We start from the raw sequence: 14092 nt of genomic DNA on the forward strand, positions 1-14092 counted from the left end.
CGCAGCTACGCCGAGGAGCTTTTATATGCAAAACCCACAGAACCTGATTTGGATCGACCTGGAAATGACCGGTCTGAACCCGGACACCGACGTCATCATCGAGATGGCGACCATCGTCACCGACAGCAACCTCAACACCTTGGCCGAAGGTCCGGTGATCGCGATTCACCACAGCGACGAGATCCTCGCCGGCATGGACGAGTGGAACACCCGTCAACACGGCGGCTCGGGCCTGACCCAGCGGGTGCGCGATAGCCGCATCAGCATGGCCGAAGCCGAAGCCGAAACCATCGCCTTCCTGGAGAAATGGGTGCCGAAGGGCAAGTCGCCGATCTGCGGCAACAGCATCTGCCAGGACCGGCGCTTCCTTTATACCCACATGAAGGCGCTGGAAAGCTATTTCCATTACCGCAACCTGGATGTGTCGACCCTCAAGGAACTGGCCGCGCGCTGGGCCCCGGACGTGCGCGACAGCTTCCAGAAAGGCAGCACGCACCTGGCTCTGGACGACATTCGCGAGTCGATTGCCGAGCTGCAGCACTACCGCAAGCACTTCATCAAGTTTTGATGCCACGGAGCTGTTGTGGCGAGGGAGCTTGCTCCCGCTGGGACGCGAAGCGGCCCTGAACCCACGTCGCGTCGAGACTGTTGCAGGGGGAGCGCTGCGCACTCCAGCGGGAGCAAGCTCCTTCGCCACACTGAGTCTTCAGGTGTCTTGGCGAAATCGCTAGACTGCGCGCCTCCGTGCAAGGACTGCCCTCATGCTGCTGATGCTCTACCTGATCGCTATCACCGCCGAAGCCATGACTGGTGCGCTGTCTGCCGGACGTCGCGGCATGGATTGGTTTGGCGTGGTGCTGATCGCCTGCATCACCGCACTCGGCGGCGGCTCGATGCGCGATGTGTTGCTGGGGCATTACCCGCTGACCTGGGTCAAGCATCCGGAGTACCTGGTGCTGACCTCGGTGGCGGCAATGATTACCGTGTTTACCGCACGCTGGATGCGACACTTACGCTCGCTGTTCCTGGTGCTCGACGCCGTCGGCCTGGTGGCGTTTACCCTGATCGGCTGCATGACCGCCCTGGAAATGGGCCACGGCATGCTGGTCGCCTCGGTCAGCGGGGTGATCACCGGGGTATTCGGCGGCATCCTTCGCGACATCTTCTGCAACGATATTCCGCTGATCTTCCGCCGCGAACTCTATGCGAGCGTCTCGTTCCTCGCCGCTTGGTGCTACATGCTCTGCGTCTACCTGCAACTGCCCAACGAACAAGCGATCCTCATCACCCTGTTCGGCGGCTTTCTGCTGCGCCTGTTGGCGATCCGCTTTCACTGGGAAATGCCGAAGTTTGTTTATAGCGATGAGAATTGACGCTCGGCATGCTGTTTCAACGCCCACTCCACATGCTCACGCACCAGGTCTGACGGGTATTCCCGGCGGGCTTTCAGCGCTTCCAATACCGGGATGCTCGACGGTGCGTTGCCCAGGCCGACGGCGAGGTTGCGCAGCCAGCGTTCATAACCGGCGCGACGCAGTGGTGAACCCTCGGTGTTGCTGAGGAACTTGTCTTCATCCCACATGAACAGCTCGGCCAGTTCGGCATTGTCGAGGTTGTGCCGCGGCTTGAAGTCGCTCTCCCCCGATGGCTTGGCGAAGCGGTTCCACGGGCAAACCATCTGACAGTCGTCGCAGCCGAACACACGATTGCCGATCAACGGTCGCAAGTCTTCGGGGATGGCACTTTTCAGTTCGATGGTCAGGTAGGAAATGCAGCGCCGGGCGTCCAGCACGTAGGGGCCGACGAAGGCGTTGGTCGGGCAGACGTCAAGGCAGGCGGTGCAGCGGCCGCAATGCTCGCTGGTGTGGGGCGGGTCGACGGGCAGCGGCAGGTCGACGAATAACTCGCTGAGGAAGAAATAACTGCCGGCCTTGCGGTTCAGCACCAAGGTGTTTTTGCCGATCCAGCCCAGCCCGGCTTGCTCGGCGATGGCTTTTTCCAGCACTGGCGCGCTGTCGACAAACGCCCGGTAGCCGAACGGCCCGATCACGGCCTGAATTTTTTCTGCCAGTTGTTGCACACGTTTACGGATCAATTTGTGGTAATCGCGGCCCAAGGCATAACGCGAGACGTAGGCTTTTTCCGGTTGGCCGAGCATCTGCGCCATTTGCGTATCGCCGGGCAGGTAGTCCATGCGCAGGGAAACCACGCGCAAGGTGCCCGGTACCAACTGTTCCGGATGTGAACGTTTGCTGCCATGGGCGCCCATGTACTCCATTTCGCCATGGTAGCCGGCGTCGAGCCAGCGCTGTAGGTGTTGCTCATGCTCGCCAAGATCCAGGCCGCTGATGCCGACTTGCTGGAAACCCAGCTCACGGCCCCAATCCTTGATCGATTGTGCGAGAACGGGGAGGTCTGGGGTCATAGCGGGCATGAGGCGAGAGAAACCGGAGCTGAGGTGCGTATAATTCTGCCAGACATCGGAGCCCGAAGACGCATGCCGCACACTAAAGATGATTTACCCGACGCGCTGTACAGCGCAGAGCAGGTTCGCGGGCTCGATGCGCGCCTGATTGCGGCCGGCACGCCGGGCTTCGAATTGATGCAGCGAGCGGCGCGTGCGATGTGGCGGGCCTTGGTCCGGCACTGGCCGGACGCCAGCGAACTGACGGTGCTGGCCGGCCATGGCAACAATGCCGGTGACGGTTACCTGGTGGCCGCTCTGGCCTTGCGTGCGGGTTGGGCGGTGCGGGTGCTGGCAGTGGTCGAGCCGTCCCGTTTGCAGGGCGATGCGGCTGCGGCTTATCGCGATGCGTTAGCGGCCGGCGTGCCGATCGATGCCTGGTCGCCGTCCAGCGAACTGCGCGGCGTGCTGCTCGACGCCTTGCTCGGCACTGGCCTCAACGGTGACGTGCGCGAACCTTATTCGGCAGTCATCGAGGCGATCAATGCCATCGGTTTGCCCGTGGCAGCGGTGGATATCCCTTCCGGTTTAAGTGCCGACACCGGCCAGGTCCTCGGCTCGGCGGTGCGTGCTGACCTGACAGTGACTTTTATCGGCCTCAAGCTTGGCCTGTTTACCGGCGATGCGGCGGACCAGGTCGGCGAGCTGGTGTTCAACGATTTGCAGGCCGACACGGCCATCGTCAGTAGTGCCCCCGCCGTGGCGCAACGCCTGAACCCCGGCAACCTGCCTCGCGTAGCACCGCGTGCGCCGGCATCCCATAAAGGACGTTTCGGCCATGTGCTGCTGGTCGGCGGTGATCGCGGTTTCGGCGGCGCCATCCTGCTAAGCGCCGAAAGCGCCTTGCGCAGCGGTGCGGGGATGGTTTCGCTAGCCACGCGCCCGGAGCACGTCCCGGCGGCGTTGACCCGGCTACCGGAAGTCATGGCGCTGGGCACGCACTCGGCCAATCAGCTGATGGCATTGCTGAAGAAAGTCAGTGTGCTGGTGGTCGGTCCCGGTTTGGGCCAGGCGTCGTGGGGGCGCAGCTTGCTGTCGGCGGCGGCCAATGCGCCAATGCCGCAGGTGTGGGATGCCGATGCGTTGAACCTGCTCAGCGCTGGCACCATGACCCTGCCCACAGACAGCGTGATCACCCCGCATCCGGGTGAGGCTGCCCGGCTGCTGGGCCTGTCCACCGCGCAAGTGCAGGCTGATCGCCCGGCGGCGGCCCAAGCCCTGAGCAAAAAATACTCGACCACTGTAGTCCTGAAAGGCGCCGGCAGCCTGATTGCCAGCCTCGACGGCCGTTTGGCGTTATGTCATCAGGTCCATCCGGCCATGGCCACCGCCGGGCTCGGCGATGTGCTGGCCGGTCTGGTCGGCGCATTGCTGGCCCAAGGCCTCGACGCCTACGATGCAGCGTGCCTGGCGGTCTGGCTGCACGCCAATGCCGGCGCCCAGCAAGGTAAATACGGCCGTGGGCTGGCGGCCAGTGATTTGATTCCAGCCATTCGTCAGTTGTTGGAGGAGCAAGCACCGTGTCTGAAGTAATTCTGTACCTGGCCGATGAACAGGCCATGACCGACTTTGGCGCGCGAATCGCCCGTGTCACCCAAGGGCAGGGTCTGATTTTTCTAGAAGGCGACCTTGGGGCGGGTAAAACCACCCTGTCGCGGGGGATTATTCGGGGTTTGGGCCACGTGGGCGCGGTAAAAAGTCCGACCTTCACTTTGGTCGAGCCCTACGAGATCGCAGGCATGCGCGCCTTCCATTTCGACCTGTATCGATTGGTCGATCCGGAAGAGTTGGAGTTTCTTGGCATCCGCGATTACTTCGAAGACGACGCCCTGTGCCTGATCGAATGGCCAGATAAGGGTGCAGGCTTTTTGCCAAAGCCTGACCTGACCATTACCATTGCTGCGCATGGCAGCGGGCGTTCGCTGAAAATTTTACCGCAAGGCTCGCGTGGCGAGTCGTGGTGTGCCGCTTTGGCATTGGAATCCAATTAGATGATGGGGTTAGGTATGCGCTTTCGCGCGTTGGTGGCTGCCGTAGGTGTGTTGCTTTTGGCGGTGACCGTCGACGCTGTGGCTGAATCGAAGGTCAACAGCGTTCGCTTGTGGCGGGCGCCGGATAACACCCGACTGGTGTTCGACCTGACCGGCCCTGTGCAGCACAGCGTATTTACCCTGTCCGCCCCGGACCGGCTGGTGATCGACATCAACGGTGCCAGCCTCGGCGCGCCGCTGAATGTCTCGACCGCCAATACCCCGATTACTGCCATGCGCTCGGCCCAACGCACGCCGACTGACTTGCGGGTGGTCATCGACCTGAAAAAAGCCGTGACGCCGAAAAGCTTCACCCTGGCGCCGAACGCGCAGTACGGCAATCGCCTGGTGGTCGACCTGTTCGACAACGCCGCCGATGCCGCGCCGCCGCCCGCCCCGACGCCGTCGGTGGCGACCATTCCAGCGGTGCCGGTCACACCGACCGAGCCACCGGTCAAACTGCCGCCTGCACCTCCGGCACCGGCCGGTAAGCGCGACATTATTGTGGTGATCGACGCCGGGCACGGTGGTGAAGACCCCGGTGCATCTGGCTCCCGTGGCCAGCGTGAGAAAGACGTGGTGCTGGCGATCGCTCGCGAGCTGCAACGCCAGGTCAACGGCATGAAAGGTTTCCGCGCCGAGCTGACGCGCACCGGCGACTACTTTATTCCGCTGCGCGGTCGTACTGAAATCGCCCGCAAGAAGGGCGCCGACCTATTCGTCTCGATCCACGCCGACGCCGCACCTTCCGCCGCCGCGTTTGGCGCCTCGGTGTTTGCCTTGTCCGATCGTGGTGCCACGTCGGAAACTGCCCGTTGGCTGGCCGACAGCGAAAACCGTTCAGACTTGATCGGCGGGGCCGGCAACGTCAGCCTCGATGACAAGGATCGGATGCTTGCCGGTGTGTTGCTGGATTTGTCGATGACCGCTTCGCTGACCTCCAGCCTCAACGTTGGCCAGAAGGTCTTGAGCAACATCGGCCGGGTCACGCCGCTGCACAAACAACGTGTGGAGCAAGCCGGGTTCATGGTGCTGAAATCGCCGGACATCCCGTCGATCCTGGTGGAAACCGGCTTCATCTCCAATGCCAACGAGGCCTCGAAACTGGCGGCGGCGAGCCACCAGCAAGCCCTGGCCCGTTCGATCAGCAGTGGTGTGCGCCAGTTCTTCCAGCAGAATCCGCCACCGGGTACTTACATTGCCTGGATGCGTGACTCTGGCAAAATCGCCCAAGGCCCGCGTGACCACCGCGTCAACCCGGGCGAAACCCTGGCGATGATCGCCGTGCGCTACCAGGTGTCGCCGGCCACTCTGCGCAGCGCCAATAACCTGAAAAGCGATGAGCTGAAAGTGGGCCAGACCTTGACCATTCCTGGCAATGAACTGGCGGCCAAAGAATGAATCAGGTCTTGAACAGCAGCGCGCGCATTGAACTGCTGAGTCCGCGTCTGGCCAACCAGATCGCCGCGGGCGAGGTGGTCGAGCGTCCGGCTTCGGTGATCAAGGAGTTGCTGGAAAACAGCCTCGACTCCGGCGCCAAGCGCATCGACGTCGACGTTGAGCAGGGTGGGGTCAAGTTGTTGCGAGTGCGCGACGATGGTAGCGGTATTTCCGCCGACGACCTGCCGCTGGCCCTGGCACGTCACGCCACCAGCAAAATCCGCGACCTCGAAGACCTGGAACGGGTGATGAGCCTCGGCTTTCGCGGTGAGGCCCTGGCGTCGATCAGTTCGGTGGCGCGCCTGACACTGACCTCACGCACCCGCGATGCCGATCAGGCCTGGCAGGTCGAGACCGAAGGCCGAGACATGGCGCCACGAGTGCAGCCCGCCGCGCATCCGGTCGGTACCTCGGTGGAAGTGCGTGATCTGTTCTTTAACACCCCCGCGCGACGCAAATTCCTCAAGACCGAAAAAACCGAATTCGATCACCTGCAAGAAGTGATCAAGCGTCTGGCGCTGGCGCGTTTCGACGTGGCGTTCCATTTGCGTCACAACGGCAAAACCATCCTTAGCCTGCACGAAGCCCACGATGACGCCGCCCGTGCCCGACGCGTGGCGGCGATTTGCGGCAGCGGCTTCCTTGAGCAGGCGTTGCCGATCGAGATCGAACGTAATGGCTTGCACCTGTGGGGCTGGGTCGGTTTGCCGACGTTCAACCGCAGCCAGGCAGACTTGCAGTATTTCTTCGTGAATGGCCGTGCGGTGCGCGACAAACTGGTGGCGCACGCGGTACGCCAGGCGTATCGCGACGTGCTGTTCAACGGCCGGCACCCGACCTTCGTGCTGTTCTTCGAGGTTGATCCGGCGGTGGTCGACGTCAACGTGCACCCGACCAAGCACGAAGTGCGTTTCCGTGACGGACGCATGGTTCACGATTTTCTCTACGGCACTCTGCATCGTGCCCTGGGCGACGTGCGGCCGGAAGATCACCTGGCCGCGCCGCTGGCGGTGCCGGGCATGGTTCGGCCCAGCGGTATCGAGGCCGGTGAATTCGGCCCGCAAGGGGAAATGCGCCTGGCCGCCAATGCGTTGCTGGAGCAACCCCAGGCCCAGCCGACCTACACCGCGCCGGGTTCCGGAGCGGGGGCCGGTTATCAGTACCAGTACACGCCGCGCCCGCAGTCGGCCGTTCCAGCGGCCGAAGCCCAAGCAGCGTATCGCGAGTTTTTCGCGCCCTTGCCCGAGGCCAATGCCGCGGCGTTGCCGGACGGTCAGGGCGATGTGCCGCCCTTGGGGTACGCCTTGGCGCAACTCAAGGGCATCTACATTTTGTCCGAGAACGCCCACGGGCTGGTGTTGGTGGACATGCACGCCGCCCACGAGCGAATCATGTATGAACGGCTGAAAATCGCCATGGCCAGCGAAGGCTTGAGCGGTCAGCCGCTGTTGGTTCCGGAATCCCTGGCGGTCAGCCAGCGCGAGGCCGATTGCGCCGAGGAACACGCCAGTTGGTTCCAGCGCCTGGGCTTCGAGTTGCAACGCCTCGGCCCGGAAACCCTGGCGATCCGGCAGATCCCGGCGCTGCTCAAACAGGCCGAGGCCGAACGCTTGGTCAGCGATGTACTGGCCGACCTGATGGAATACGGCACCAGTGACAGAATTCAAGCGCACCTCAACGAATTGCTCGGCACCATGGCCTGCCACGGTGCAATCCGCGCCAATCGGCGCCTGGCCTTGCCGGAAATGAACGGTCTGCTGCGGGACATGGAAAACACCGAGCGCAGCGGCCAATGCAACCATGGCCGACCGACCTGGACCCAATTGGGCCTGGACGATCTGGACAAACTGTTTCTGCGCGGTCGTTGATGAAGCCGTTGCCACCGGCGATTTTCTTGATGGGCCCGACCGCCGCGGGCAAGACCGACCTGGCCATCGAATTGACCAAAGTGCTGCCGTGCGAATTGATCAGTGTCGATTCGGCGCTGGTCTATCGCGGCATGGACATCGGCACCGCCAAGCCTTCGAAAGAACTACTGGCGCAATTCCCCCACCGTCTCATTGATATTCTCGATCCTGCCGAGGCGTATTCCGCAGCGGATTTTCGCCGGGATGCGTTGCAAGCCATGTCCGAGATCACCGCGCGAGGCAAGATACCGCTGCTGGTGGGCGGCACCATGCTGTATTACAAGGCGTTGATCGACGGTCTGGCGGACATGCCGGCCGCCGACTCCGAGGTCCGTGCGCAGATCGAAGAGGAGGCGGCGCGCCTTGGCTGGCAGGCGTTGCACGATCAACTGGCGATTATTGACCCGGTGTCGGCGGCGCGTATTCACCCGAACGATCCGCAGCGCCTGAGTCGTGCGCTGGAAGTGTTTCGCGTCAGCGGTCAGAGCATGACCGAGCTGCGTCAGCAACAATTAGCGCAAAGTGCCGACGCAGGCACTTCGGGGCGCCCACAATTGCCCTATACTGTCGCCAACTTGGCCATCGCTCCGGCGAACCGTCAGGTGCTGCACGAGCGAATTAAACAAAGATTCACCTTGATGTTGGAACAGGGATTCATCGACGAGGTCGTAGCCCTGCGTGAGCGAAGTGACCTGCACCCTGGGTTGCCGTCTATACGCGCTGTGGGTTATCGCCAAGTCTGGGACTACCTGGATGGCAAGCTGACGTACGCCGAGATGCAGGAACGTGGAGTCATCGCCACGCGCCAATTGGCAAAGCGCCAGTTCACCTGGCTGCGCAGCTGGGCTGACCTGCAGTGGCTGGACAGCCTGGATTGCGACAATCTGCCGCGCGCCTTGAAATACCTGGGGACCATCTCCATATTGAGCTGAGTCCTTGCAATTGCCGTCTATCCTTGGGGGTGTGACGGCCGAAGCCATCTGAATTACCTATTTTTATTATGAATCCTTAAAGGAGTGCGGCACATGTCAAAAGGGCATTCGCTACAAGACCCTTACTTGAATACTTTGCGTAAAGAGAAAGTTGGGGTTTCCATCTATCTGGTCAACGGGATCAAACTGCAAGGCACGATCGAGTCGTTCGACCAGTTCGTCATCCTGCTGAAAAACACCGTCAGCCAGATGGTTTACAAACACGCTATCTCTACAGTGGTGCCGGTTCGTCCAATTCGTCTGCCTAGCGCAACCGAATCCGAAGCGGGTGACGCTGAGCCAGGTAACGCCTGATAGGAGTCTCCTTTGTTCTTTGAGCGCCACGGTGGTGGTGAGCGAGTCATCCTCGTTCACTTGGATGGACAGGACCCTGAGGCGCGCGAAGACCCGCAGGAGTTTCAGGAATTGGCTAATTCGGCCGGCGCCGAGACCGTTGCGTTTTTTAACGTGCCGCGTCATCGGCCAACCGCTAAATACCTGATCGGCAGCGGCAAGGTCGAGGAACTGCACGACCTGGTCCATGCCGAAAAGGCCGATCTGGTGATCTTCAATCACACCCTCACACCCAGCCAGGAACGTAACCTCGAGCGTGTTTTCGAGTGTCGCGTGATCGACCGCACCGGTCTGATTCTCGATATTTTCGCCCAACGTGCCCGTACGCATGAAGGCAAGCTGCAGGTCGAACTGGCCCAGCTTGACCACATGAGTACTCGGCTGGTTCGTGGCTGGACTCACCTTGAGCGCCAGGGCGGCGGTATCGGTATGCGAGGCCCAGGCGAGACCCAGCTGGAAACGGACCGCCGTCTGCTGCGAGTGCGCCTGCGACAGATCAAGGGCCGGCTGGAAAAAGTGCGCAGCCAGCGCGAACAGTCACGACGTGGCCGCACGCGTGCGGATATCCCTACTGTGTCTCTGGTGGGCTATACCAACGCTGGCAAATCCACACTCTTCAACAACGTGACGAAATCTGACGTGTACGCGGCGGACCAGTTGTTCGCCACGCTGGACCCGACCCTGCGCCGTCTGGAACTGGACGACCTGGGGCCGATTGTCCTGGCTGACACAGTAGGTTTTATTCGCCACTTGCCGCACAAGCTGGTTGAGGCATTTCGGTCTACGCTCGAAGAGTCGAGCAACTCGGACCTGCTTTTGCACGTGATCGATGCGGCCGAACCGGATCGCCAGCTGCAGATCGAGCAAGTGATGGTGGTGCTGGGCGAGATTGGTGCCCAGGACTTGCCGATCCTCGAGGTCTATAACAAACTCGATTTGCTCGAAGGGGTCGAGCCGCAAATCCAGCGCGATGCCGATGGCAAGCCGCAACGGGTCTGGCTGTCAGCCCGTGATGGCAACGGTCTGGAGTTACTTGAACAGGCCATTGCCGAGTTGCTGGGCAGTGAGTTGTTTGTGGGGACCTTGCGCTTGCCGCAACGATTCGCTCGGCTGCGTGCGCAGTTTTTCGAACTCGGCGCGGTGCAGAAAGAAGAATACGACGAAGAAGGTGTCAGCTTGCTGGCCGTTCGATTGCCGCGCTCGGAGCTCAACCGGCTGGTCAGCCGCGAAGGCCTTGTGCCGACGGAGTTCATCGAGCAACACACTTTGCAATAAAAGCCTGAAGAAGCGGTTGTGCCGTGATGGCAGGCATTCTGTAGCATTGGTCGGCGCGCCGTGGGTGCGTCTTTGCTTTATCAGATGGAGAGCGCTATGGCTTGGAATGAGCCGGGTGGCAACTCGAATAATCAGGATCCTTGGGGTGGCAAGCGTCGCAATAACGGCGACCGCAAGGGACCACCGGATCTCGACGAGGCCTTCCGAAAGCTGCAGGAAAGCCTGAATGGGTTGTTCGGTGGTGGTAAGAAACGCGGTGGTGATGAGGGCGGTGGTTCCGGCAAACGCGGCGGTTTCGGCGGCCTGCTGGCCATCGGTCTTGTCGTGCTGGCGGCCGTTTGGCTGTACAGCGCCGTCTACGTCGTCGACGAGCAGGAGCAAGCCGTGGTGCTGCGCTTCGGCAAGTACTACGAGACTGTCGGGCCAGGCCTGAACATCTACCTGCCGCCGATCGACAAAAAGTACATGGAGAACGTCACGCGTGAGCGTGCCTACACCAAGCAAGGTCAAATGCTGACTGAAGACGAGAACATCGTCGAAGTGCCGCTGACCGTGCAGTACAAGATCAGCAACCTGCAGGATTTCGTGCTGAACGTCGATCAGCCGGAAATCAGCCTGCAGCACGCCACCGACAGTGCCTTGCGTCACGTCGTGGGTTCTACCGCGATGGACCAGGTGTTGACCGAAGGTCGTGAATTGATGGCCAGCGAAATCAAGGAGCGTCTGCAACGCTTCCTCGATACCTATCGCACCGGTATTACGGTTACCCAGGTCAACGTACAGAGCGCAGCCGCACCGCGTGAAGTACAGGAAGCCTTCGATGATGTGATCCGCGCCCGTGAAGACGAGCAGCGTTCGCGCAACCAGGCTGAAACCTACGCCAACGGCGTTGTGCCAGAAGCCCGTGGTCAGGCCCAGCGTATCCTTGAGGATGCCAACGGTTACCGCGACGAGACGGTCTCTCGCGCCAAGGGTGAGGCGGATCGCTTCACCAAACTGGTGGCGGAGTATCGCAAGGCCCCTGAAGTCACCCGCGAGCGTCTGTACCTGGACACCATGCAGGAAGTCTTCAGCAATACCAGCAAGGTACTCGTGACCGGTAACAAGAACGGTCAGAGCAACCTGCTGTACCTGCCTCTGGATAAAATGATCGACAGTGGTCGCACCTCCGGCACTCCGGTGACCGGCGCCGCCGCCAGCAGCAATGAAGCGAATGCACGTGCAGCGGCTGACTTGCAGCAACAGCAAGCACGTACCCGGGAGAGTCGCTGATGAGCAATAGATCGCTGATCGCCCTTATTGTCGTCGTTGTCGTGGCGATCGCTGCCTGGAACTGCTTCTACATCGTGGCTCAGACCGAGCGCGCGGTGCTGCTGCAGTTCGGCCGCGTGGTTCAGGCCGATGTTCAGCCGGGCCTGCATGTGAAGGTGCCCTACGTTAACCAGGTGCGTAAGTTCGACGCGCGCCTGATGACCCTGGATGCACCGACGCAGCGCTTCCTGACGCTGGAAAAGAAAGCCGTGATGGTCGATGCCTACGCCAAGTGGCGGGTCAAAGATGCCGAGCGCTTCTACACCGCGACCTCGGGTCTGAAGCAGATTGCCGACGAGCGTCTGTCGCGCCGTCTGGAATCCGGCCTGCGTGACCAGTTCGGTAAGCGCACCTTGCACGAAGTCGTGTCCGGTGAGCGTGATGCGCTGATGGCTGACATCACCGCGTCGCTGAACAAGATGGCCGAGAAAGAACTGGGCATCGAAGTGGTCGACGTTCGCGTCAAGACCATCGACCTGCCGAAAGAAGTAAACCGCAGCGTGTTCGAACGTATGAGCACCGAGCGTGAGCGTGAAGCTCGCGAGCACCGCGCCAAGGGTAACGAGCTGGCTGAAGGCATCCGTGCCGATGCCGACCGTCAACGCCGCGTATTGCTGGCCGAAGCTTATCGTGAATCTGAGGAGATTCGCGGTGATGGTGACGCCCAGGCCGCTGCGATCTACTCCAAGGCCTACGGCCAGGACCAGGAGTTCTACGGTTTCTACCGTAGCCTGCGCGCCTACCGTGAAAGCTTCGCGAACAAATCCGACGTCATGGTCCTGGACCCTAGCAGCGACTTCTTCCGTTACCTGGAAAAAGCCAAGCCTTGATGCGACGTTGATCTGAATGATCATCCCGCCCGGCGGCTAAAGCGTCGGTTGGGGTGATCCTTTGGGAAAACGTGTGTATGATGCGGCAGCCGGGAAATTCCCGGCTTTTTTGCGTCTGCATGTTTGATTGCTGTTTTTATGTGGCAAGACGCCGAGTTGAATGACTCGACAGGTTTTTCGAGGAAAGTGATTGGCGAAGCCGGTTTCCGGCCTTTCGCCGCGTCGCCCATGCGCGTGGTTTGCGCATGGCCCGGTCATTTTCTGCTTCACTCAAGGCTCGCCCAACGGCTGGCCGCCCGGATCACAGGGGAATGGCGTAATGGCAACGGTAGACCGCTGGCTGCTGCCAGATGGTATCGAAGAAGTACTGCCACCGGAGGCGGCGCGCATTGAAGTCGCGCGCCGTCAGGTGTTGGATCTGTTCCAGAGCTGGGGTTACGAGTTTGTCGTGACTCCCCATATCGAGTACCTGGAATCCTTGCTGACTGGCGCAGGCCAGGACCTCGATCTGCGGACCTTCAAGGTCATCGACCCACAATCGGGCCGGCAGATGGGGTTCCGTGCCGACATCACGCCGCAAGTGGCGCGCATCGATGCGCACACCTTGCGTCGCGAAGGTCCGAGCCGCCTGTGTTACGCCGGCAGTGTTCTGCATGCGCAGCCACGCGCCTTGTCGTCCTCGCGCAGCCCTATTCAACTGGGCGCCGAGTTGTACGGCGATGCGAGCCCCAGCAGCGACGTTGAAGTCATCAGCCTGATGCTGGCCATGCTGCAACTGGCTGACGTGCCGGACGTGCACATGGACCTCGGTCATGTCGGCATCTACCGTGGCCTGGCCCGCGCTGCCGGTTTGTCTGGCGAAGTGGAACAGCAACTGTTTGACGCGCTGCAACGCAAGGCCATTGACGAGGTCATTACTTTGACCGAAGGCCTGCCGGCCGATCTGTCCGGCATGTTGCGTGCGCTGGTCGACTTGTGTGGCGGGCGCGAAGTCTTGAGCGCTGCCCGTGAGCGCCTGGCCAATGCGCCGGCGCCGGTCGTGGCGGCACTGGACGACCTGCTGGCGATTGCCGAGCGGTTGTCCGTGCGTTTCCCGGAGCTGCCGCTGTACTTTGATCTGGGCGAGTTGCGAGGCTACCACTACCACACCGGTGTGGTGTTCGCGGTGTTTGTGCCTGGCGTTGGCCAGTCCATCGCCCAGGGCGGTCGTTACGACGACATCGGCGCCGACTTCGGTCGCGCGCGCCCGGCGACGGGTTTCTCCACCGATTTGAAAACCCTGGTGACCCTGGGGCGTGCTGAAGTCGAGTTACCGTCTGGCGGTATCTGGATGCCTGACAGTACGGACGCAGCACTCTGGCAGCAGGTTTGCCAGTTGCGCAGTGAGGGTCAGCGTGTCGTTCAGGCGTTGCCTGGGCAACCTTTGGCCGCCGCCCGTGAAGCGGACTGCGACCGGCAATTGATTCAGCAGAACGGGCTTTGGCAGGTACTGCCGCTGGCTTCTTGAGTT

The 14092-nt window shown here is 61.4% G+C and carries 13 protein-coding genes; 12 read left to right on the forward strand and 1 reads right to left on the reverse strand.

Annotated features, from left to right (window positions below; translation table 11 throughout):
* The first annotated feature begins 25 nt into the window (after positions 1–25).
* Both orn and RG836_RS11930 read left to right on the forward strand, forming a co-directional pair.
* Entirely contained in the window at positions 26–568 is a 543-nt protein-coding gene (gene orn, locus RG836_RS11925) for an oligoribonuclease (RefSeq protein WP_310845639.1), read from the forward strand.
* Between the two features lie 193 nt (positions 569–761).
* The gene (locus RG836_RS11930; protein WP_310845640.1) at positions 762–1373 is read left to right on the forward strand and encodes a trimeric intracellular cation channel family protein; all 612 of its coding nucleotides are present in this window, start codon (positions 762–764) and stop codon (positions 1371–1373) included.
* Here RG836_RS11930 and queG read toward each other — a convergent pair.
* Positions 1355–2434 (reverse strand): tRNA epoxyqueuosine(34) reductase QueG, encoded by a 1080-nt coding sequence (gene queG / locus RG836_RS11935; RefSeq protein WP_310845642.1) that lies wholly within the window; start codon positions 2432–2434, stop codon positions 1355–1357. The genes RG836_RS11930 and queG overlap by 19 nt on opposite strands.
* A gap of 63 nt (positions 2435–2497) precedes the next feature.
* Between queG and RG836_RS11940 the strand changes: the two genes are divergently transcribed.
* From RG836_RS11940 to RG836_RS11985, 10 genes are all read left to right on the forward strand, one after another.
* Entirely contained in the window at positions 2498–3997 is a 1500-nt protein-coding gene (locus RG836_RS11940; RefSeq protein WP_310845644.1) for an NAD(P)H-hydrate dehydratase, read from the forward strand.
* Positions 3985–4455 carry a tRNA (adenosine(37)-N6)-threonylcarbamoyltransferase complex ATPase subunit type 1 TsaE gene (gene tsaE / locus RG836_RS11945; protein WP_310845645.1) on the forward strand — a complete coding sequence of 157 codons (471 nt, stop codon included), beginning with the start codon at positions 3985–3987 and terminating at the stop codon, positions 4453–4455. The genes RG836_RS11940 and tsaE overlap by 13 nt, the downstream gene beginning before the upstream one ends.
* Before the next feature lie 3 nt (positions 4456–4458).
* Positions 4459–5895 (forward strand): N-acetylmuramoyl-L-alanine amidase, encoded by a 1437-nt coding sequence (locus RG836_RS11950; RefSeq protein ID WP_310845810.1) that lies wholly within the window; start codon positions 4459–4461, stop codon positions 5893–5895.
* Positions 5892–7802, forward strand: coding sequence for a DNA mismatch repair endonuclease MutL (gene mutL, locus RG836_RS11955; protein WP_409078077.1), 1911 nt, complete (start codon positions 5892–5894; stop codon positions 7800–7802). Before RG836_RS11950 ends, mutL begins: the two co-directional genes overlap by 4 nt.
* Positions 7802–8773: a tRNA (adenosine(37)-N6)-dimethylallyltransferase MiaA gene (miaA, locus tag RG836_RS11960; protein ID WP_310845646.1), complete on the forward strand. Its 972-nt coding sequence runs from the start codon at positions 7802–7804 to the stop codon at positions 8771–8773. The genes mutL and miaA overlap by 1 nt, the downstream gene beginning before the upstream one ends.
* Before the next feature lie 93 nt (positions 8774–8866).
* A complete protein-coding gene (gene hfq / locus RG836_RS11965) occupies positions 8867–9127 on the forward strand; it encodes an RNA chaperone Hfq (protein WP_007902656.1) in 261 nt (86 codons plus the stop codon).
* A gap of 12 nt (positions 9128–9139) precedes the next feature.
* Positions 9140–10441 (forward strand): ribosome rescue GTPase HflX, encoded by a 1302-nt coding sequence (gene hflX, locus RG836_RS11970; RefSeq protein ID WP_310845647.1) that lies wholly within the window; start codon positions 9140–9142, stop codon positions 10439–10441.
* Between the two features lie 96 nt (positions 10442–10537).
* On the forward strand, positions 10538–11713 hold the full coding sequence (hflK, locus tag RG836_RS11975) for an FtsH protease activity modulator HflK (protein WP_310845648.1): 1176 nt from the start codon (positions 10538–10540) through the stop codon (positions 11711–11713).
* Positions 11713–12582 (forward strand): protease modulator HflC, encoded by an 870-nt coding sequence (hflC, locus tag RG836_RS11980; protein WP_310845649.1) that lies wholly within the window; start codon positions 11713–11715, stop codon positions 12580–12582. Before hflK ends, hflC begins: the two co-directional genes overlap by 1 nt.
* A gap of 319 nt (positions 12583–12901) precedes the next feature.
* Positions 12902–14089: an ATP phosphoribosyltransferase regulatory subunit gene (locus RG836_RS11985; protein ID WP_310845651.1), complete on the forward strand. Its 1188-nt coding sequence runs from the start codon at positions 12902–12904 to the stop codon at positions 14087–14089.
* Positions 14090–14092 lie beyond the last annotated feature (3 nt).

It is taken from the genome of Pseudomonas rhizozeae (assembly GCF_031583775.1).
In the GTDB taxonomy this organism is placed as follows: domain Bacteria; phylum Pseudomonadota; class Gammaproteobacteria; order Pseudomonadales; family Pseudomonadaceae; genus Aquipseudomonas.

What these genes read in the sequence shown, in the direction of transcription:
- orn (WP_310845639.1), top strand. Translation starts at nt 26, where the DNA reads ATGCAAAACCCACAGAACCTGATTTGGATCGACCTGGAAATGACCGGT.
- RG836_RS11930 (WP_310845640.1), top strand. Translation starts at nt 762, where the DNA reads ATGCTGCTGATGCTCTACCTGATCGCTATCACCGCCGAAGCCATGACT.
- queG (WP_310845642.1), bottom strand. Translation starts at nt 2,434, where the DNA reads ATGCCCGCTATGACCCCAGACCTCCCCGTTCTCGCACAATCGATCAAG.
- RG836_RS11940 (WP_310845644.1), top strand. Translation starts at nt 2,498, where the DNA reads ATGCCGCACACTAAAGATGATTTACCCGACGCGCTGTACAGCGCAGAG.
- RG836_RS11950 (WP_310845810.1), top strand. Translation starts at nt 4,459, where the DNA reads ATGGGGTTAGGTATGCGCTTTCGCGCGTTGGTGGCTGCCGTAGGTGTG.
- mutL (WP_409078077.1), top strand. Translation starts at nt 5,892, where the DNA reads ATGAATCAGGTCTTGAACAGCAGCGCGCGCATTGAACTGCTGAGTCCG.
- miaA (WP_310845646.1), top strand. Translation starts at nt 7,802, where the DNA reads ATGAAGCCGTTGCCACCGGCGATTTTCTTGATGGGCCCGACCGCCGCG.
- hfq (WP_007902656.1), top strand. Translation starts at nt 8,867, where the DNA reads ATGTCAAAAGGGCATTCGCTACAAGACCCTTACTTGAATACTTTGCGT.
- hflK (WP_310845648.1), top strand. Translation starts at nt 10,538, where the DNA reads ATGGCTTGGAATGAGCCGGGTGGCAACTCGAATAATCAGGATCCTTGG.
- hflC (WP_310845649.1), top strand. Translation starts at nt 11,713, where the DNA reads ATGAGCAATAGATCGCTGATCGCCCTTATTGTCGTCGTTGTCGTGGCG.
- RG836_RS11985 (WP_310845651.1), top strand. Translation starts at nt 12,902, where the DNA reads ATGGCAACGGTAGACCGCTGGCTGCTGCCAGATGGTATCGAAGAAGTA.